The organism is Amycolatopsis mediterranei (assembly GCF_026017845.1).
GTDB classification, from domain to species: domain Bacteria; phylum Actinomycetota; class Actinomycetes; order Mycobacteriales; family Pseudonocardiaceae; genus Amycolatopsis; species Amycolatopsis mediterranei.
Window position 1 is genome coordinate 2,980,500 of record NZ_CP100416.1, and the last position, 18,968, is coordinate 2,999,467.

Here is an 18,968-nt window from a genome sequence, read left to right on the forward strand (position 1 = left end):
CCGCGGCCGCACATGGCCGCGGCGCGGTGGATCGCGCCGCCGGAGGTCGACCCGCCTACGCCGCCGCCGCCAGGCGAAACAGACTCCGGCAAGCGGGCCCCGCAGGCCGTCGCCGCGTACCGGGCGAGCGTGCTGGAGCCGGCGTTCCTGGACCGGCGTCCCTACGGTCCCATGCGCACCACCGGCACCACGTGATCCGCCTGTCCCGAACCGGTTTGACACTCGTCTAGAACATATGTTCGACTGACGCCGTGCGATGGGATCGGCAGCGGACAGGGGAGGGTGAACCGGCACTGCCCGGGCTCGAGGGCCTGGTGCGATCGGTGCGGTCACCGGAATTCGACGGCGTCACCTTTCACGAGGTGCACGCGCGGTCGGTGCTGAACAAGGTGCCCGCCGGCTCCGAGGTGCCCTTCGGCTGGACCGTCAACCCCTACCGCGGCTGCTCGCACGCCTGCACCTACTGCCTCGAAGGCGGCACCCGGATCCTGATGGCCGACGGCCGCACGAAGGCGTTGTCCGATCTGAAGGTCGGCGACGAGATCTACGGCACCCGGGGCCACGGTGCGTCCCGGCGGCTGGTGCCGACCCGGGTCGAGGCGCACTGGACCACGCTGCGCGCCGCCTACCGCGTGACCCTCGAAGACGGCACCCGGCTCGTGGCCGGCGGCGATCACCGGTTCCTCACGAGCAAGGGCTGGAAACACGTCACCGGCAGCAAGTTCGGCGCCGCCCAGCGGCCGCACCTGGAGCCCGGCACCGAGCTGATCGGGGTCGGCCGGTTCGCGCCGACGCCGGACGAGACGCTCGGCTACCGGGCCGGCTACCTGTGCGGGATGCTGCGCTCCGGCGGGTTCGCCGCGGAGCCGGACGCCGCCGCGCGGGCGCTGGAATACCTGCCGGACTTCGGGGCGTCGGTCGGTTTTCTCAAGGTACCGCCGGATCCGGACGCCCACTGGCAGCGCGGGTTCCTCGCCGGCGTCTTCGACCTCGCTGGCGATTACGGCCGGGGCGTCCTCGCGGTCGCGCACGACGAGCCCGAGATCGCCGACGCCTTCACCGCCGCGCTCGCCCGGTTCGGCTTCGCCCACCAGCTCGACGAGGTGCCGAAGTTCCCGACGCGCCAGGAGGTCCGGCTGCTCGGCGGGGTCGCCGAGGTGCTGCGGTTCTTCCACGTGAGCAACCCCGCCGTGCCGTGGAAGCGGTCGCTCGAAGGCGCGGCGATCGGTGCGAGCCGCCGCCGCGTGGAGGCGATCGAACCGCTCGGCCTGCAGCTGCCGCTGTTCGACATCACCACCGGCACCGGCGACTTCGTGGCCGACGGCATGGTCTCGCACAACTGCTTCGCCCGGAACACCCACACCTACCTCGACTTCGACGCCGGCCGCGACTTCGACACACAGGTCGTCGTCAAGATCAACGCCCCGCAGGTGCTGGCCGCGCAGCTGAAGAAGCCGTCGTGGCGGCGGGAGCACGTCGCGATGGGCACCAACACCGACCCCTACCAGCGCGCCGAGGGCCGCTATCGGCTGATGCCGGGCATCATCACCGCACTGGCGAGGTCCGGCACGCCGCTGTCGGTGCTGACCAAGGGTACGGTGCTGGCCCGGGACCTGCCGCTGCTGCGCGACGTCGCCCGGGACGTGCCGGTGGGGCTCGCGGTGTCGATCGCGCTGCTCGACGAGGAGCTGCAGCACCGCCTCGAACCCGGTACCCCGAGCCCGCGGGCGCGGCTGGAGCTGGTCCGCAAGGCGCGCGAGGCCGGGCTGCCGTGCTCGGTGCTGGTGGCGCCGGTGCTCCCGTGGCTGACCGACTCCGAGGAGGCGCTGGACGCGCTCTTCGCCCAGCTCGCCGACGTCGGCGCGACGAGCGTCACGGCGTTCGCGCTGCACCTGCGGCCCGGGGCGCGGGAGTGGTTCGGCCGCTGGCTGGCGGGCTCGCACCCGGAGCTCGTCCCGCGGTACCGGGAGCTGTACGCGCGGGGCAGTTACGTGCGGAAGGCCTACCGGGAGGGGCTCGCGGAGCGGGTCGGGCCGCTGCTGCGGCGGCACGGCCTGGACCGCAAGCCCGGTCTCGACGTGCGCGGTCCCGAACTGCCGGCGGCCGAGGCCGCGCCCGCGGAGCAGCTGCGCCTGCTCTGAAGTCCCTTGTGGACCCGGCGGGTGACGTACTGGGCCGTTCGGGGCGTTTGTGTCCCGGTGTCTTCGGTTTGCGGCAAAATGTCCGATCGTGTCGTTGTCGCCCTGCCTCACCGGCGCCTAACGTCGAAGGGATCGATCCCGAAAGGAGCCGGACGATGACGACTTCGCAGACCGATCGTGTCGCAGCCGCCCGGCTCGCCTGGGCCGCGCTGAAGCTGACCCGGGCCGGCCGGCACCCGGTCGGCGTCGACCGGCTCGCCGCGACCGTCGGCGTCACCCCGGCCGAGGCCCGGCGCCTGGTCGAACTGATCGGGTTCACCCTGCACCGCGACCTCGTGTCGACGGGCCCGGCTCCCCGCGGCGCCCACCACCGCCTCGAACCGGCCGAGGGCACCCTCGGCGCGGGCCCGGACGGCACGGTCGACCTGTTCCTCCTGGCCATCGCGACCGGCGAGCGCGTGCACGCGGCCGCCATCTGCCCGGTCACCGGGACGCGCATCCGCATCGAGCTGGTGTCCCGGGCGATCCTCCTGGTCGACCCGCCGACGGCGGTGGTCGCGGCGGTCGACCTCGGGTTCGGGCTCGACGGGGCCGACGCGATGGCCTGCGCGGGCCAGCCGTTCTTCGCCTCCGCCAGCGCGGCGGCGAGCTGGCTGGTGGCGCACCCGGCCGGGCGCATCTACCAGGTGGCGGCCTACCTGGCCCAGGCCCACCGCCTGGTGGCGGCGCTGGAGACCCGGCCCAAGTACGTCCTCTGACCACTCCGCGTCTCCCGGCGGCGTCTTGAATGACTCATTCATGACCTCCGACGCCATGAATGAGTCATTCAAGACGTCCGGGGAGGGGGGACACCGCTGCCGGGCGAGCCTGCCGACGTCGTACGCTGGGTGGTTCGTTAGCCTTTCCGGGCAGCGAGAACCCATGTCGAAGGAGAGCAGTCGCAGTGCTCCGCACTCACAACGCCGGCACCCTGCGTGCCGGGCAGGCCGGACAGACCGTCACCCTCACCGGATGGGTGGCCCGGCGGCGCGATCACGGCGGCGTCATCTTCATCGACCTCCGCGATGCCAGCGGCGTCGCCCAGGTCGTCTTCCGCGAGGGCGAGATGGCCGAGCGCGCCCACGCGCTGCGCTCGGAGTTCTGCGTCAAGATCGTCGGCGAGGTCGCGAAGCGCCCCGAGGGCAACGCCAACGCCGAGATCCCCACCGGCGAGATCGAGGTCCTCGCGACCCAGCTCGAGGTGCTCTCCGAAGCCGCGCCGCTGCCGTTCCCGATCGACGACCGCGTCGACGTCGGCGAAGAGATCCGCCTCAAGCACCGCTACCTCGACCTGCGCCGCAGCGGCCCGGCCGCGGCCATGCGGCTGCGCAGCGAGGTCAGCCGCGCCGCCCGCGAGGTGCTGCACGCGCAGGACTTCGTCGAGATCGAAACCCCGACGATGACTCGCTCGACGCCCGAAGGCGCGCGCGACTTCCTGGTGCCCGCCCGGCTCAAGCCCGGCTCCTGGTACGCGCTGCCCCAGTCGCCGCAGCTGTTCAAGCAGCTGCTCATGGTCGGCGGCATGGAGCGGTACTACCAGATCGCCCGCTGCTACCGCGACGAAGACTTCCGCGCCGACCGGCAGCCCGAGTTCACCCAGCTCGACATCGAGATGAGCTTCGTCGAGCAGGACGACGTCATCGCGCTCGGCGAGGACATCGTCTCCGCGCTGTGGAAGCTGATCGGGCACGAGATCCCGCGGCCCATCCCGCGCATCACCTACCACGAGGCGATGGCCAAGTACGGCTCCGACAAGCCGGACCTGCGCTTCGACCTCGAGATCACCGACATGACGGAGTTCTTCGCCGACACGCCGTTCCGCGTGTTCCAGGCGCCCTACGTCGGTGCGGTCGTGATGGCGGGCGGCGCCGACCAGCCCCGCCGCCAGCTCGACGCCTGGCAGGAGTGGGCGAAGCAGCGCGGCGCGCGCGGCCTCGCGTACATCCTCGTCAACGTGGACGGCACGCTCGGCGGCCCGGTCGCCAAGAACCTGTCCGAGACCGAGCGCGAGAACGTCGCGGCCGCGGCGGGCGCGAAGCCGGGCGACTGCATCTTCTTCGCCGCGGGCAAGGCCGCTTCGACGCAGCCGCTGCTCGGCGCCGCGCGCGACGAGATCGGCAAGCGGCTCGGCCTGATCGACGAAAACGCCTGGTCGTTCGTGTGGGTCGTCGACGCGCCGCTGTTCGCGCCGGTCGAGGACATCGGTGACGATGTCGCCGTCGGCTCCGGCAAGTGGACCGCGGTGCACCACGCGTTCACCTCGCCGACCCCGGAGTGGATCGACAAGTTCGAGCAGGACCCGGGCAACGCGCTCGCCTACGCCTACGACATCGTCTGCAACGGCAACGAGATCGGCGGCGGCTCGATCCGTATCCACCGCGGCGACGTCCAGAAGCGCGTCTTCAGCCTGATGGGCCTCGGCGAGGAGGAGGCGCAGGAGAAGTTCGGCTTCCTGCTCGACGCCTTCGCCTTCGGCCCGCCGCCGCACGGTGGCATCGCGTTCGGCTGGGACCGCATCGTCATGCTGCTGGCCAAGGCCGACTCGCTGCGGGACGTCATCGCGTTCCCGAAGACCGGTGGCGGCTACGACCCGCTGACCGCGGCGCCCGCGCCGATCACCGCGCAGCAGCGCAAGGAGGCCGGGATCGACGCGAAGCCGGCCGCCGCCCCGCAGAACTAGTGCTGCACCTGAGGGCCGTGTGCCCGCCGGACAAGACCGCCGAGGCGCTCGACATCCTGCGGGCCCACGCCGGCACCGCGCACCTGATCGTGCACCGCGGCGCCGCCGTGGAGCCCGCGGGAGACCTGGTCGAGGCCGACATCGCGCGCGAGGCGGCGGACGAAATCGTCGACGCACTGTGCAAGCTCGAACTCGACCACACCGGCGGCATCACGCTCGAAGCGCTCGACACCGCGCTGTCCGACGCCGCCGACAAGGCGGAGGAGGCGGCGCCGGGCGAAGCGGCCGACGCCGTCGTGTGGCAGGAGCTGCTCGGCCGCACGGGCGAGGAGTCGCGGCTGAACGTGACGTTCCTGGCGTTCCTCGTCATCGCCTGCCTGCTCGCCGCCGTCGGCGTGCTCACCGATTCCTCGGTGACGATCGTCGGCGCGATGGTCGTCGGGCCCGAGTTCGGGCCCCTGGCGGCGCTCGCCGTCGGCCTGGTGCTGCGGCATCGGCAGCTGATCCGGCAGGCCGGGGCCGCGCTCGCGGTCGGCTTCCCGCTGGCGATGGTGGTCACGCTCGGCGGCACGCTGCTCGTCCGCGCGACGGACGTTTTCGGCGAGAAGGCGTTCCAGTTGCAGCAGCACAACGAGGTTGACTTCGTGTTCTCCGTCGGGGCGCCGTCGCTGGTCGTGGCGATGCTCGCCGGCGCCGCGGGGATGCTCGCCATGACCTCGGCGAAGTCGGCCGCGCTGGTGGGCGTGTTCATCTCGGTGACCACGGTGCCGGCCGCGGGCTACGCGGTCGTGGCGGCCGTGGCGGGGGAGTGGAGCCGGTGCCTCCAGTCGGTCGGGCAGCTGCTGGTCAACCTTCTCGGAATCGTTGCAGCTGCGGCCATTGTGTTGATCGTGCGCCGGAATGGGCAACGTTCACCGGTGGGAATGCGTCCGCTTTCACGCGGGTGACCCGTCTCCGGGCGGGCTGCCCCTTCTTGTCCGGATGTCAGTAGTCATGGTTGCTCAGTCACGAGTAGGGTCGGTGACAATGACAGTCGACACCTCCTCCGCCGGCGACGCTGGAGTCGGGGCAGGAGCCGAGCAGCTCGCCATCGCCGCGGCGGTCGCGGCGGGCGAGTCCGTTCTTTCACGCCGGTTCGGCAGCGCGATCACGCTGGTCGCGCCCGAGGACCTGGCGGGGAGCGGGCCGGCCACGGTGGTCCGGGCGCGGGTGGTGTCGTCGTTCGCGCTGCCCCGCACCCTCGTCATCAAGCACTACCGGGACCGGCCGGAGACCGGCGCCGACCCGTTCGCCCAGGAGGCGGTCAGCTACCAGCTGTTCACGGCGCTGGCCCCGGACGAGCGGATGTGCCCGGAGCTGGTGGCCCACGACGGCCGAGACCGCGTGCTCGTGCTGGAGGACCTCGGCCGCACGCCGACGCTGGAGGACAAGCTCTACGCGCGCGACTCCCGCGCGGCCGAGCGCGCGCTGCTGTCCTGGGCCCGGTCGCTGGGCCGCCTGCACGCGAGCACGGCCGGCCGGGAAGCGGACTTCAACGCGCTGCTGCGGCGCCTGGGCGGCCCGGCGAAGGGCGACTCCGACGGTGTCGACGAACTCTGCGGGCGGGTGCCGTCGCTGATCCGGAAGCGCCTGGGCATCCCGGTGCCGGACGAAGTGCTCGCGCAGGTGACGGCGGCGCTCGACCAGTCGCGCGCGGCGGGCTTCCGGGCGTTCAGCCCGGTCGAGCTGAGCCCGGACAACAACCTGGTGACCGGCCAGGGGGTGCGGTTCCTCGACTTCGAGAACGGCCGCGTCCGCTCGGCCCTGGTCGACGCGGCCCAACTGCGGCTGCCGTTCGCGAGCTGGCCGGACGCGCTGGCGCTGCCGGCGGGGATGAGCGAAGCGATGATCGCGGCGTGGCGGGCGGAGGTGGTCGGGGTGTGGCCGGCCTTCGCCGACGACGAGGTCCTCGCGGCGCACCTGACCTCGAGTGAGCTGCTGCGGGTGTGGCTGATCACCGGGGAAGAGCTGGGGGCGTTGAACCTGTCCCGGCATGCGGCGCCGGTGAGCCGGGAGGCTGCGTTCGTGACTTGGTGGCGGGATTTGGCCAAGCACGCGGGGTATGTCCGGATGGGGGCGGTTTCGGAGTTCGCGGCGCGGGTGGCCGCGGCGCTGGCTGCGCGGCTGGGGCCGCATGCCGATCTGGCGTTCTATCCCGCGTTCCGCTGAGTTGGGCTCTGCTTGGGTGTGCTCTGCCTGGTGGCTTTGGTGGAGGAACTGCGGGTGGTCTGCCGGGTTTTCCCGCCGGCCCGAACGCCGGATTTTTCAACGGACGCCAGGCTGTGTCAAGGCGGGAAAGCGTGCCTTGACACAGCCTGGCGTCCGCTGATGCGGCTGCGTATCGGGTCGGCAGGGGGGTGTGGTTGGTGGGTTGTCGTGTTCGGGAACGGTCGTATCGGAGTGCGCTGAGCGCTGGGGCAAGCGCACCCTTGTGTGCCTTCGTATCCCGAACAGGACATATCCGGCTCCTGTGAGCTGGGCGTCAAGAATTAGGCCCGGTGTCGCAGGCGCGTTACCTCGTCCTCACCGGGTGTGAGCTTGCGTGGCCGATGGTCGTGGACGTGACCGTGATGAGCGTCGATGTCACCCCCCTGCCCGAACCGTCCCGGCCTCCGCTGGCGGCTGTCCCGCCGCTGGCGGCTGTGCCGCCGCTCAATCGAGCGCGGCGGCTCGTCGTCCTCGGCGATTCCACCGCCGTCGGGCTCGGTGATCCCCTTCCGCGGCGTGCGGGGTGGCGCGGGGTCGGTCCGCTGGTTGCCGCCGCGCTCGGGGTCGATGACAGCGGCTACCTCAACCCCTCCTTCGCCGGGGCCCGGATGCGGTGCGTGCTCACCGAACAGGTGCCCGCCGCCGTCGCCCACCGGCCCGATGTGGCCCTGCTCGTCGCCGGCATGAACGACACCCTTCGGCCGGACTTCGACGCCGCTCGCATCGCCGACGACCTCACCGAGGTCATCCGGCGCCTCCGCGACACCGGGACCACCGTGCTGCCCGTCCGCTTCCACGACCACAGCAAGGTCTTCCGCCTCCCGCCGTCGCTGAAACGCGCTCTCAGCGCCCGCGTCGCCGAACTCAACGCCGCCATCGACGAGGTGGTTGCCCGCGAAGGCGTCTCCTGCCTCGACCTCGGCCGCCTGCCCGGCGCCTATGACCTGGCGTCCTGGAGCGTCGACCGGCTGCACCCCTCCGAACTGGGCCACCGCATGCTCGCGAACGGCTTCACCGGGCTGCTCGCCGACGCCGGGTTCGCCGTGCCGGAACCGGTGAGCCTCACCTGCAGCGGTGGCGCCGAACCGAGCGCCACGGGACACGTGGGATGGCTGGTGCTCAAGGGAATTCCGTGGCTCTGGCGCCGCGGCCGCGAATTCCTGCCCTACGCCGCCGCCATCATGTGGAACTCGTTCCGCGCCCGCTGAACACCCGCAGCGCTTCGGTGTCCGAAGCCGGGTTGCGGACGAAGAAGTCCGCCCACGCCTCGATGTCCGGGTACGCGCAGTGCTCCGCGAGGAACCGGCACGCCGCTTCGACGTCGTACTCCGTGCACCGCAACTCGACGCCGTCGCAGAGCAGTGCCCAGTGCGCGCCCCTTGCCCCGTACGGCATGCCGACGCTGCCGGGGTTGACGACCAGCCGCCGGTCCGCGAGCCGCACGAACGGCATGTGCGTGTGCCCGCAGACGACCGTCGACGCGGAAACGCCGTCCAGGACCTCGGCCCAGCGCTCCGGAGAAGAGTCGACGAGCACGATCTCGGTGTCGTCGCGCGGGGTCGCGTGGCAGAACAGCACCCCGTCCACGGCCACCGTCAGCGGCAGGGCGTCGAGCACCGGCAGGTCGGCCGGACGCAGCTGCTTCGCCGCCCACGGGAAGATCGGGTCGGGGACGAACGAGCCGCCGGTGCGGGCGGATTCGGCCAGCTCGCGATCGGCGTTGCCGCGCACCCACACCGCGCGGTCGCCGAGGGCCTGGAGCCGCTCGAGGGTTTCGAGGGGCATCGGCCCGGCGAGCAGGTCGCCGAGCAGCACGATCTTCTCCGCCGCCCGGACGTCCGGCTCCGCCAGGACCGCCTCCAGCGCCGGGAGGACCCCGTGGATGTCCGCGAGCACCGCCACGTTCACCGGTCCACCATCGGGCAAGCCGAGCGCCCCGGGCGAGCGAGTTCGCCCAGGGCGCAACCGGCCTACTTCGTCGTGAGCGGCAGTTCGCGCACTCCGGTCATGTTGGGGTTGACCTGGAACTTCGGCGGCTCACCCGGGATCGTGCGCAGCGTCGGGTAGCGGTCGAACAGGATGTCCAGCGCCACCCGCCCTTCCAGGCGCGCGAGCGGTGCGCCGATGCAGAAGTGGATCCCGCGGCCGAACGCCAGGTGCGGGTTCTCCGCGCGCAGCGGGTCGAACGTGTCCGGGTCGCGGAACACCCGCTCGTCGCGGTTGGCCGCCGCCACCCACAGCAGCAGCACCTGGTCGGCCGGCACGGTGACGCCCCCGATGTCCGCCTCCCGCACGGTCGTGCGGGCCACCGCGGCGAACGGGGTGAGGTACCGCAGCGACTCTTCGATCATCGGCGGCACGAGCGAGCGGTCCGCGCGCACCCGCTCGTCCCACTCCCGGTGCGTGTCCAGGCACAGCACGGCGTTGCCGAGCAGCATCGTGGTGGTGATGTGGCCGGCCAGCAGCAGGATGTTCGCGAAGTTGACGACGTCGGAGCGGGACAGCCGTTCGCCGTCCAGTTCGGCCTCGACCAGCTTCGTCAGCAGGTCTTCCCGCGGTTGCTTGCGCCGCTCGTCGACGTGCCCGCCGAGGTAGCCGGCGAGCGCTTTCTGGCCTTCCAGGGACGCCAGGATCGCCGCGTCCTGCTTGTCGTCCTTCTTCACCAAAGACACCTGGTTGGCGGACTCGAACATCTTGTCCACCCAGCCCTTGAACAGGTTCCGGTCGCCGGCCGGGACGCCCAGCAGCTCGGCGATCACGATCACCGGCAGCGGGTAGGCCAGGTGCTCGACCAGCTCCAGCCGGTCGCCGGCCGGGATCGCGTCGAGCAGCTCGCGGGTGATCGCGGCGATCCTCGGCTCGAGGTCCGCCACCACCTTCGGGGTGAACGCGCGGCTGACGAGCTTGCGCATCTTGTTGTGCAGCGGCGGGTCGAGTTGCAGGATGCTGCCCGTCGACATGTCGTAGTCGGGATCCGGCATCAGCTCCTTCGGGACCAGCCGCGTGGTGTCGGACGAGAACGCCGCCGGGTCGCGGAGGATCGTTTCGATCTCCGGGTGCCCGTAGACGTTCCACATCCCCAGTTCCGCGGCGAACTCGACGCGCTTCTCCGGTTGCTTGCCCCGCAGCCAGAACTGGGCCTCGTGGAGTCCCCAGGTGTCTGCCATCGTGGTGGTCATTTCCGCCCCTTTCCCCGTGCGGCCCCGGGCTCAGCCGGGTGCCTTGGCGGGATCGTGTGCGTAGATCCCGTGGCGATAGCCCGAGACGAGCTCCTCGAGCGCCGAACTCAGTTCCGCCGCCACCGCCGCGACCGCGACCGGATCGGGCTCCCCGGGCGGTTCGAACGCGGTGCGGATCAGGTGGGCGAGCACGTCCGCCTTCTCCTGCAGGGGGATGCCTTCGAACTCGTCCGAAAGCGTGTCGCCCAGGTAGAAGCCGAGCGTCGCGGCGTGGAGCGCGAAGTTCAGGTGGGGGACGTCCGCGCGGATCAGCCCGTGCCGGAGCATCACCTCCTCGAACCGCACGCCCAGCTCGTCCTGCTGCTTCTTCAGGGCGACGTCGCCGAGCGAGCCGAGGATCTCGGCGTTGCCGCGCAGGATGGCCATCACCAGCGGACGGCGGTGGGTGATCAGGAACGACCCCGGGATCATCCGGTGGGGCAGGATCATCGCCGGGTCGGCCTTGATCGCGGCCAGCAGCTCGTCGGTCAGATCGGCCGACTCCCGCATCATCAGCGCCTGGAACACCAGCTCCTTGGTGCGCCAGTGCAGGTAGACGGTGCCCTTGCCGATGCCGACCGCGCGCGCGACGTCGTCGATCGCCACCTTGCGGTAGCCCATGCGCAGCAGCAGCTCGCCCGCCGCGTCCAGGATCCGGTCGGCACGCTCGCGGTTGGGATGGCTCATGCGGGCTCCACCTGTGGTTTCGTTGAGCATTTGACCGGTTGACTGGAATCGCACTTTTGGTCAACCGGTCAGCACGACGGTAGCGCCGAGCAGGGGACCGGGGCAAGCGGTTCTGTCGGTGCGGTCGGTTAACGTCATCGATGTGGCACAGGACGAGCTCTTCACCGTGAACGCCGACATCGCGCCTCCGCCGGAGCGCACGACGTCGAACGCGGGCGCGGAACCGCAGGCCGACCCGGCGAGTTCGCCGCTGGCGGTCCGGATGCGGCCGCGCTCGCTCGGCGAGGTCGTCGGCCAGCAGCACCTGCTGCGCGAAGGGGCCCCGCTGCGGCGGCTGGTCGAAGGTGCCGCGCCGGCGTCGGTGCTGCTCTACGGCCCGCCCGGCACGGGCAAGACGACGCTGGCCAACCTCGTCTCGATCGCGACCGGCCGCCGGTTCGTCGCGATGTCCGCGCTTTCGGCCGGCGTCAAGGAGGTCCGCGGCGTCATCGAGGAGGCGCGGCGGCGGCGCCAGTACAACGCCGAGAACACCGTGCTGTTCATCGACGAGGTGCACCGGTTCTCCAAGACCCAGCAGGACGCGCTGCTCGGCGCGGTCGAGGACCGCACGGTGCTGCTGGTCGCGGCGACGACGGAGAACCCGTCCTTCTCGGTCGTCTCGCCGCTGCTGTCGCGGTCGCTGGTGCTGCAGCTTCGCCCGCTGACCGACGAAGACATCACGGCGCTGCTCGAGCGCGCGCTCGCCGACGAGCGCGGTCTCGGCGGCGAGCTGACGCTGACCGAGGACGCGCGCGCCCACCTCGTCCGGCTCGCGGGCGGGGACGCGCGCCGCGCGCTCACCGCCCTCGAAGCGGCGGCCGACGCGGCGTCGGCCACCGAGGCGAAGACGATCGACCTGCCGATCGTCGAGTCCACTGTGGACAAGGCGGCGGTGCGCTACGACCGCGACGGCGACCAGCACTACGACGTGATCAGCGCGTTCATCAAGTCGATTCGCGGGTCCGATGTGGACGCCGCGCTGCACTACCTGGCCCGGATGATCGAGGCGGGGGAAGACCCGCGGTTCCTCGCGCGGCGCCTGGTCGTGCACGCCAGCGAAGACATCGGAATGGCCGACCCGACGGCCCTGCAGTCGGCGGTCGCGGCCGCGCACGCGGTCCAGTTCATCGGCATGCCGGAGGGCAGGCTGGCGCTGGCGCAGGCCACCGTGCACCTGGCCACGGCGCCGAAGTCCAACTCGGTGATCAAGGGCATCGACGCCGCGCTCGCGGACGTCCGCGCGGGGCTGGCCGGCACCGTCCCGCCGCACCTGCGCGACGGGCACTACGCGGGCGCGAAGAAACTCGGCAACGCGCAGGGCTACCGGTACCCGCACGACGTGCCCGAAGGCGTGCTGGCGCAGCAGTACCCACCGGACGAACTGGTCGGCCGCGACTACTACGAGCCCACCCAGCGCGGCGCCGAGCGGCCGCTCGCCGAGCGTGTGCCCAAGCTGCGCCGGACGATCCGCGGCCAGTGATCAGTGCGTGAAGCCGGGTTCACGCAATGTCGAACACTGTTCGCCCGAACGGCGGGCCGGGGCGCCCAAGATCAGCGGGCTTCGTAAGCTTCGCGCGGTGAGGCGGCCCTGATCGAGGGCCCCACCGACGGCAGGAGGCGTACCCGTGCCCGCGACGCTGCAGTGCATCGTCCTGGACTGTCCGGAGCCGCTCGTGCTCGCCCGCTTCTACCAGGCGCTGCTCGGCGGGGAGGTGGACCGGCCCGATCCGCGGTGGCGGGTCGACGAGGACTGGTCGACCCTGCACGTGGGCGGGCTGGTCCTGGGCTTCCAGCGAGCTCTCGACCACCAGCCGCCGCGCTGGCCGGACCCGGCCTTCCCGCAGCAGTTCCACCTCGACTTCGAGGTCGACGACTTCCGCGAGTCGCACGAGGTGGTCCTGGCCAACGGCGGCCGGCTGCTCGACCCCGACCTCGGCGGCCGGGGCTGGCGCGTCTACGCCGATCCGGCGGGCCACCCGTTCTGCCTCCTGGGCGACTACTGAGCGCGCGGGCGCGCCCCGGGTTCGGCACGATGGCGGCATGACTGTCGCGTTTCTCGGAACCGGGATCATGGGCGCCCCGATGGCGGCCAACATCGCCAAGGCGGGCCTCGACGTCCGGGTCTGGAACCGGACCCGGGAGAAGGCCGAGCCGCTGTCGGACGTCGCCGCGGTCGCCGATTCGGCGGCGTCGGCGGCCGACGGCGCGGACACCCTGGTGACGATGCTCGCCGACGGCCCTGCCGTCGCTGAGGCGTTCGAAGCCGCTTCGCCCGCTTCGGGAACGTTGTGGCTGCAGATGAGCACGGTCGGCCTCGACTGGACCGACCGGCTCGCCGCGCTGGCGGAGCAGGCGGGCGTGGTGTTCGTGGACGCGCCGGTGCTCGGCACCCGGCAGCCCGCGGAACAGGCGCAGCTGCAGGTGCTGGCGTCCGGCCCGGAGGAGGCCCGGCCCAAGGCCACCCCGGTGTTCGACGCGGTCGCCATCAAGACCCAGTGGCTCGGCCCCGCGGGCAACGGCAGCCGCCTGAAGCTGGTGCTGAACGCCTGGGTGCTGGCGTTGACCAACGGCACGGCCGAGAGCCTCGGCCTGGCCCGCGCGCTGGGCCTGGACCCGGCCCTGTTCCTGGAGACGATCGAAGGCGGCGGCCTCGACGTCGGCTACGCGCACGTGAAGGGCGGCGCGATGCTGTCGGGCGAGTACCCGCCGGCCTTCCCCGCGGCCCTGGCGGCCAAGGACGCCCGCTTGGTGGTGGAAGCGGCGGCCGAAGACGTCGACGTGGCGGGCGCGAAGGCGGCGCTGGCCCACCTGGAGGCGGCGGTGGAAGCCGGCCACGGCGACGAGGACATGGCGGCGCTGTACCGCGCGGTGGTGAAGGAGCGTTAGCGGAGCCTCGACCGCGGACGCGCCCAGCGCCCGGCCGGCCGCGGCCGACAGCCGGGCGTGCTCGGCCGGGTGCTGCCGCTCGAAGGCCAGGTCGCCGGAGTTCCGGCCGCCGCCGGCCGGCCGTGCCGCGCGATCCGGCGGCCGCACTGGTCCGGGTCGGCAGCGGTCCTGCCCGGCCTGGCGAGCACTCTCCGGCCGGGTCCGATCGCCCGGGCGCTCAGCGGTGCCGCCCGGCCTGGCGAGCACTCTCCGGCCGGCTCGATCGCCCAGGTGCGCCGAGTGGTGGTCGAGGAGCGGCACGAAAGCAGACCCAGGCCGCCGGGGCGCCCCCCGTTCTCGACTCTACCGGCGGGCACCGACAGTTTCGGCGGGCCGGACAGGCCCGGGCGAGGAGGTTTTCCGGGCCCGGCGGGGTGACACGGTCGGGAACCCGGCCAGGCGGTAACCTCACCAGCACCCGAAACCCGTGAACCGAGGAGGGCCCGTGTCGGCAGGGCAGATCGCCGCGTTGATCGCCGCAGGAGCATTCGTGGTGCTGGTCGTCCTGCTGGCGATCCCGCTGATCAAGCTCGGCAAGACGCTGGACGCGGCCACCGAGGCGATCGAGCGCACCAACAGCAACACCGATCCCCTGCTGATCGGCGCGAACGAGACGATCACGCACGTCAACACCCAGCTCGAGCGGGTGGACGGGATCACCGCGAACGCGCAGGCGGTCACCGGCAACGTCTCCGCGCTGGCGTCGGTGTTCACCGCGACCCTGGGCGGCCCGCTGGTCAAGACCGCGGCGCTGTCCTACGGCCTCAGCAAGGCGATCAAGGCGCGCAAGAAGAAGAGCGCACTGAAGGCCGCCAGGAAGGCCGGGAAATGAAGCGGCTGTTCTGGCTCGGCGTCGGCGTGGTCACCGGCGTCGTGCTCTCCCGCAAGGCCGCCGAAACCGCTCGTCAGGCCACTCCGGCCGGGTTAGCATCGAACCTGGGGGACGCCGTGCGCGAGCTGGCGGGCGCCGTGGGTTCGTTCGGCGCCGAGGTGCGCGCGGGCATGAGCGAGCGGGAACAGGAGCTGCACGACATGGTCGAGGAGCGGACGGGCGTGACCGCGCCCCGCGCCGAGGGGCGGCACGCCGCCGCGGCCCGGCGCCCGGTCCGGCGAGCTCGCCGGGCGGAGGGCTGATCCGGGCCTGCCCGGAACCCTTCCGCCGTCGCCGCCCGACCCCGTTCGTCGCCACCAGCCAAGGACAAACCCGTGGACACACACGAAATCACCGACCGTTTCCTGCGCCATTTCGAAGGCAGGGGCCACACGCGCGTGCCCAGCGCGCCGCTGATCCTCGACGACCCGAACCTGCTGTTCGTCAACGCCGGCATGGTGCAGTTCAAGCCGTACTTCCTCGGTGAGGCCCCGCCGCCTTATCCGCGCGCGACCTCCGTGCAGAAGTGCGTGCGCACGCCGGACATCGACGAGGTCGGCAAGACCACCCGGCACAACACGTTCTTCCAGATGGCCGGCAACTTCTCCTTCGGCGACTACTTCAAGGAAGGCGCCATCGAGGCGGCCTGGGAGCTGATCACCAAGCCCCAGACCGAAGGCGGCTTCGGCCTCGACCCGGAGCGCATCTGGGCGACGGTCTACAACGACGACTCCGAAGCGGCCGGGCTGTGGCGCAAGCTCACCGGCCTGCCCGGCGAGCGCATCCAGGCCCGTGACGGCAAGGACAACTACTGGGACATGGGCGTGCCCGGTCCCGGCGGCCCGTGCTCGGAGATCTACTACGACCGCGGCCCGGCGTACGGCCGCGAAGGCGGCCCGGTCGCCGACGAGGATCGCTACATCGAGATCTGGAACCTCGTCTTCATGCAGGACGTCCGCGGCGACCTGAGCCCGAAGCTGGGGCACAAGCCGATCGGCGAGCTGCCGAAGAAGAACATCGACACCGGCATGGGCGTCGAGCGCGTCGCGACGATCCTGCAGGGCGTCGAGAACGTCTACGAGACCGACCTCGTGCGCCCGGTCATCGGCCGCGCCGAGGAGTTCTCCGGCCGCCGCTACGGTTCGAACCACGCCGACGACGTCCGCTTCCGCGTCATCGCCGACCACGCCCGCACCGGCGTCATGCTGATCGGCGACGGCGTCACCCCGGGCAACGACGGCCGTGGCTACGTGCTGCGCCGCCTGCTGCGCCGCATCGTCCGCTCCACGCGGCTGCTGGGCGTGCAGGAGCCGGTGCTGCAGGAGTTCGCGAAGGTCGTGCGCGACACGATGGGCCCGACCTACCCCGAGCTCGTCTCCGGCTTCGACCGGATCAACGAGGTCGTCCGGATCGAGGAGGAGGCGTTCCTCTCGACCCTGACCAGCGGTTCGCGCATCTTCGACATGGCGGCCGAGGAGACCAAGCGCGGCGGCGGGGACGTGCTGGCCGGCGACAAGGCGTTCCAGCTGCACGACACCTACGGCTTCCCGATCGACCTGACCCTCGAGATGGCGGCCGAGCAGGGCCTGACCGTCGACGAGGAGGGCTTCCGCACGCTCATGAACGAGCAGCGGACCCGCGCGAAGGCGGACGCGGCGGCCCGCAAGACCGGCCACGGCGACCTCTCGGAGTACCGGAAGGTCCTGGAGCAGCACGGCGAGACCGAGTTCCTCGGCTACACCGACCTGCAGGCCGAGGCCAAGGTCGTCGCGCTGCTCGAAGACGGGCAGCCGGTCCGCAGCGTCTCCGCGGGCAAGAAGGCGGAGCTGGTCCTCGACCGGACGCCGTTCTACGCCGAGAGCGGTGGCCAGGTCGCCGACACCGGCGTGCTCCTCGGCGACGGCGTCGAGCTGAAGGTCCTGGACGTCCAGAAGATCGTTCCCGGCCTGTACGTGCACCGCGTCGAGGTCGTCGACGGCGAGATCGGCCTGGACTCCAAGGTCACCGGCTCGGTCGACGCGCACCGCCGCCTGTCCATCGAGCGCTCGCACTCCGCGACGCACCTGGTGCACGCGGCCGTCCGCGGCGCGTACGGCAAGCGCGCGGCGCAGGCGGGCTCGCTGAACTCGCCGGGCCGCATGCGGTTCGACTTCACCACGCCGGGCTCGGTGTCGGCGGACGTGCTGACCGAGGTCGAGCAGGAGGTCAACGACTACCTGCAGACCAACGTCGAGGTGCAGAGCTTCACCACGACCAAGGACAAGGCCCTCGAGCTGGGCGCGGTCGCGCTGTTCGGCGAGAAGTACGGCAACGACGTCCGCGTGGTCGACATGGGCGACTACTCCCGCGAGCTCTGCGGTGGCACCCACGTCGACCGGATCGGCCAGCTCGGCCTGGTCAAGCTCGTCTCCGACGCCTCCATCGGCTCGGGCGTGCACCGCGTCGAGGCGCTCGTCGGCACGGATGCGCTCAAGTACGTCCGCAAGGAGCAGCTGCTGGTCTCGCAGCTGGCGAACACCTTCAAGGTGCCGTCGGACCAGCTGCCCGGCCGCATCGACGACGTCCTGACCCGGCTGAAGAACGCCGAGAAGGAAATCGCCCAGCTGAAGACCCAGCAGGTGCTGGGCTCGGCGGGCGCGCTGGTCGACAAGGCGCAGGAGATCGGCGGCGTCACGGTCGTGGCCGAGGTCGTCCCGGACGTCGACGGCAACGGCCTGCGCGCCCTCGCCTCCGACATCCGCGGCCGGCTCGGCACGCGGCCCGGCGTGGTGGCGCTGTTCTCCCCGGCCGGCGAGAAGCTGAGCTTCGTCGTCGCGACGACCAAGGCGGCCCAGGAGAAGGGCATCGCGGCGGGCAAGCTCGTGCCTTCCTTCGCCGAGAAGATCGGCGGCCGGGGCGGCGGCAAGCCCGACATGGCCCAGGGCGGCGGCACCAACCCGGCCGGTGCGGCCGAGGCGGTCACCGCCCTCCGTTCGGCGATCGCCGGCGTTGGTTAACCGCGGAAACCGTGGCCCGGATCGGCCAGGCAACGACGATCCGGGGCGCGGCCGCCGGCTCGGTGTGGATGTCGGATCCGTCCGGGTCGGGGTGGCGCTGAGCGATCCGGCCCCCGTGCTCGCCTCGCCATTGGTTACCCTCTCCCGCGATGCGACCGACGACACTGATCTGGACCAGCTGGCCGCCCTCGTCACCGAACACGAGGTGGTCGAGGTGATCGTGGGCTTGCCGAGAACGCTCGCCAACCGCCAGGGTCCGGCGGCCGAGCTGGCCATCGCGTATTCTGAACGCCTGGCCGGGCGGATAGCGCCCGTGCCGGTCCGGCTGGGCGACGAGCGGCTGACCACGGTCACCGCATCCCGCATCCTCTCCCAGCGCGGGGTCAAAGGCCGCAAGCAGCGTGCGGTGGTCGACCAGGCCGCCGCCGTCGAGATCCTGCAGGCCTGGATCGACGCCGCCGCTGCGCACCGCGCCCGGGAGGGAGACCGATGAACGAGCAGCCACCCGAGCCCCCACGCGGGCGCCGGCGACTGCGCGAGCCGGAAGCGGCGACCCCGCCGCCGTCCCGGCCCGCACCACGCCGCGGCGACCCGCGGGCCGCCGAAGCGCGCCGCACGCCGAGCGGGGAGCACGAGCTGCCACGCCGCGGGCAGGCGTCCAGCGGCGAATACGACCTGCCCCAGCCCTCCCGCCGGGCCCGGCGGGAAGAGCCGCCGGGCTACGACCCGCGCCGCGGCGCGCCGCAGCCCGGCCGCCGGCGGCTCGAGCCGCCGGCCACGCTGTCCCCGGCCGACGCCGACCTGGGCCCGCAGGAGCGGCGGGCCGCCCCGGCCCGCGCCGCCCACGCCCGGCACGGCCTCGACGAGGGCTCCGAGATCGAGCCGCCGGCCTCCCGGCGGCGTCGCGCGGCTCCTGAGCCCGACGAGGGCACGGAGATCGAGCCGCCGGCCTCCCGGCGGCGTCGCGCGGCTCCTGAGCCCGACGAGGGCTCCGAGATCGAGCGGCCGGCCCCGCGGCGGCGTCGCGCGGCTCCCGAGCCCGACGCGGCCGAAGACCCGCCGCCCCGGCGCCGCGCCCTGCCCGAGCGCATCGAGCCGGCGCCCCCACGGCGGCGCCCCGCCGCC

The 18,968-nt window shown here is 72.2% G+C and carries 17 protein-coding genes and 1 pseudogene; 15 read left to right on the forward strand and 3 right to left on the reverse strand.

Annotated features, from left to right (window positions below; translation table 11 throughout):
* Nucleotides 1-12 precede the first annotated feature (12 nt).
* The 7 genes from ISP_RS14235 to ISP_RS14265 all read left to right on the forward strand — a co-directional run bounded on the left by ISP_RS14235 (nucleotide 13) and on the right by ISP_RS14265 (nucleotide 8,315).
* The gene (locus tag ISP_RS14235; RefSeq protein WP_014466856.1) at nucleotides 13-195 is read left to right on the forward strand and encodes a hypothetical protein; all 183 of its coding nucleotides are present in this window, start codon (nucleotides 13-15) and stop codon (nucleotides 193-195) included.
* Between the two features lie 56 nt (nucleotides 196-251).
* On the forward strand, nucleotides 252-2,141 hold the full coding sequence (locus ISP_RS14240) for an intein-containing Rv2578c family radical SAM protein (protein WP_187324692.1): 1,890 nt from the start codon (nucleotides 252-254) through the stop codon (nucleotides 2,139-2,141).
* Between the two features lie 155 nt (nucleotides 2,142-2,296).
* Complete coding sequence (gene merB / locus ISP_RS14245) at nucleotides 2,297-2,899, forward strand: organomercurial lyase (protein ID WP_013224569.1); 603 nt, start codon at nucleotides 2,297-2,299, stop codon at nucleotides 2,897-2,899.
* Between the two features lie 185 nt (nucleotides 2,900-3,084).
* Entirely contained in the window at nucleotides 3,085-4,860 is a 1,776-nt protein-coding gene (gene aspS, locus ISP_RS14250) for an aspartate--tRNA ligase (protein ID WP_013224570.1), read from the forward strand.
* Nucleotides 4,860-5,807: a DUF389 domain-containing protein gene (locus ISP_RS14255; RefSeq protein WP_014466857.1), complete on the forward strand. Its 948-nt coding sequence runs from the start codon at nucleotides 4,860-4,862 to the stop codon at nucleotides 5,805-5,807. Before aspS ends, ISP_RS14255 begins: the two co-directional genes overlap by 1 nt.
* Before the next feature lie 79 nt (nucleotides 5,808-5,886).
* Complete coding sequence (locus tag ISP_RS14260) at nucleotides 5,887-7,068, forward strand: hypothetical protein (RefSeq protein WP_013224572.1); 1,182 nt, start codon at nucleotides 5,887-5,889, stop codon at nucleotides 7,066-7,068.
* A gap of 380 nt (nucleotides 7,069-7,448) precedes the next feature.
* Nucleotides 7,449-8,315 carry an SGNH/GDSL hydrolase family protein gene (locus tag ISP_RS14265; RefSeq protein WP_013224573.1) on the forward strand — a complete coding sequence of 289 codons (867 nt, stop codon included), beginning with the start codon at nucleotides 7,449-7,451 and terminating at the stop codon, nucleotides 8,313-8,315.
* Here the strand turns inward: ISP_RS14265 and ISP_RS14270 are convergent.
* From ISP_RS14270 to ISP_RS14280, 3 genes are all read right to left on the reverse strand, one after another.
* Entirely contained in the window at nucleotides 8,287-9,015 is a 729-nt protein-coding gene (locus tag ISP_RS14270) for a metallophosphoesterase family protein (RefSeq protein WP_013224574.1), read from the reverse strand. The genes ISP_RS14265 and ISP_RS14270 overlap by 29 nt on opposite strands.
* 62 nt (nucleotides 9,016-9,077) lie before the next feature.
* Nucleotides 9,078-10,286 carry a cytochrome P450 gene (locus ISP_RS14275; RefSeq protein WP_013224575.1) on the reverse strand — a complete coding sequence of 403 codons (1,209 nt, stop codon included), beginning with the start codon at nucleotides 10,284-10,286 and terminating at the stop codon, nucleotides 9,078-9,080.
* 30 nt (nucleotides 10,287-10,316) lie between these two features.
* Nucleotides 10,317-11,012 (reverse strand): TetR/AcrR family transcriptional regulator, encoded by a 696-nt coding sequence (locus tag ISP_RS14280; RefSeq protein ID WP_013224576.1) that lies wholly within the window; start codon nucleotides 11,010-11,012, stop codon nucleotides 10,317-10,319.
* 142 nt (nucleotides 11,013-11,154) lie between these two features.
* On the opposite strand from ISP_RS14280, the gene ISP_RS14285 reads away from it, so the two are divergent.
* From ISP_RS14285 to ISP_RS14320, 8 genes and pseudogenes are all read left to right on the forward strand, one after another.
* Nucleotides 11,155-12,531: a replication-associated recombination protein A gene (locus ISP_RS14285; protein ID WP_013224577.1), complete on the forward strand. Its 1,377-nt coding sequence runs from the start codon at nucleotides 11,155-11,157 to the stop codon at nucleotides 12,529-12,531.
* 145 nt (nucleotides 12,532-12,676) lie between these two features.
* Complete coding sequence (locus tag ISP_RS14290; RefSeq protein ID WP_013224578.1) at nucleotides 12,677-13,054, forward strand: VOC family protein; 378 nt, start codon at nucleotides 12,677-12,679, stop codon at nucleotides 13,052-13,054.
* Between the two features lie 37 nt (nucleotides 13,055-13,091).
* A complete protein-coding gene (locus ISP_RS14295) occupies nucleotides 13,092-13,937 on the forward strand; it encodes an NAD(P)-dependent oxidoreductase (protein ID WP_013224579.1) in 846 nt (281 codons plus the stop codon).
* Nucleotides 13,938-14,421: 484 nt separating this feature from the next.
* A complete protein-coding gene (locus tag ISP_RS14300) occupies nucleotides 14,422-14,808 on the forward strand; it encodes a DUF948 domain-containing protein (protein WP_013224580.1) in 387 nt (128 codons plus the stop codon).
* On the forward strand, nucleotides 14,805-15,110 hold the full coding sequence (locus tag ISP_RS14305) for a hypothetical protein (protein ID WP_013224581.1): 306 nt from the start codon (nucleotides 14,805-14,807) through the stop codon (nucleotides 15,108-15,110). Before ISP_RS14300 ends, ISP_RS14305 begins: the two co-directional genes overlap by 4 nt.
* A 72-nt stretch (nucleotides 15,111-15,182) precedes the next feature.
* A complete protein-coding gene (gene alaS, locus ISP_RS14310) occupies nucleotides 15,183-17,843 on the forward strand; it encodes an alanine--tRNA ligase (protein ID WP_013224582.1) in 2,661 nt (886 codons plus the stop codon).
* 64 nt (nucleotides 17,844-17,907) lie between these two features.
* Entirely contained in the window at nucleotides 17,908-18,336 is a 429-nt protein-coding gene (gene ruvX / locus ISP_RS14315) for a Holliday junction resolvase RuvX (protein ID WP_230468780.1), read from the forward strand.
* Nucleotides 18,333-18,968: pseudogene (locus ISP_RS14320) on the forward strand (endolytic transglycosylase MltG); the annotation flags it as partial. The gene ruvX and the pseudogene ISP_RS14320, both read left to right, overlap by 4 nt.

Excerpts from the sequence above, each read along its gene's own strand:
- ISP_RS14275 (WP_013224575.1), bottom strand. The coding sequence starts at position 10,286 with ATGACCACCACGATGGCAGACACCTGGGGACTCCACGAGGCCCAGTTC.
- ISP_RS14280 (WP_013224576.1), bottom strand. The coding sequence starts at position 11,012 with ATGAGCCATCCCAACCGCGAGCGTGCCGACCGGATCCTGGACGCGGCG.
- ISP_RS14265 (WP_013224573.1), top strand. The coding sequence starts at position 7,449 with ATGGTCGTGGACGTGACCGTGATGAGCGTCGATGTCACCCCCCTGCCC.
- merB (WP_013224569.1), top strand. The coding sequence starts at position 2,297 with ATGACGACTTCGCAGACCGATCGTGTCGCAGCCGCCCGGCTCGCCTGG.
- ISP_RS14305 (WP_013224581.1), top strand. The coding sequence starts at position 14,805 with ATGAAGCGGCTGTTCTGGCTCGGCGTCGGCGTGGTCACCGGCGTCGTG.
- ISP_RS14260 (WP_013224572.1), top strand. The coding sequence starts at position 5,887 with ATGACAGTCGACACCTCCTCCGCCGGCGACGCTGGAGTCGGGGCAGGA.
- ISP_RS14295 (WP_013224579.1), top strand. The coding sequence starts at position 13,092 with ATGACTGTCGCGTTTCTCGGAACCGGGATCATGGGCGCCCCGATGGCG.
- ISP_RS14235 (WP_014466856.1), top strand. The coding sequence starts at position 13 with ATGGCCGCGGCGCGGTGGATCGCGCCGCCGGAGGTCGACCCGCCTACG.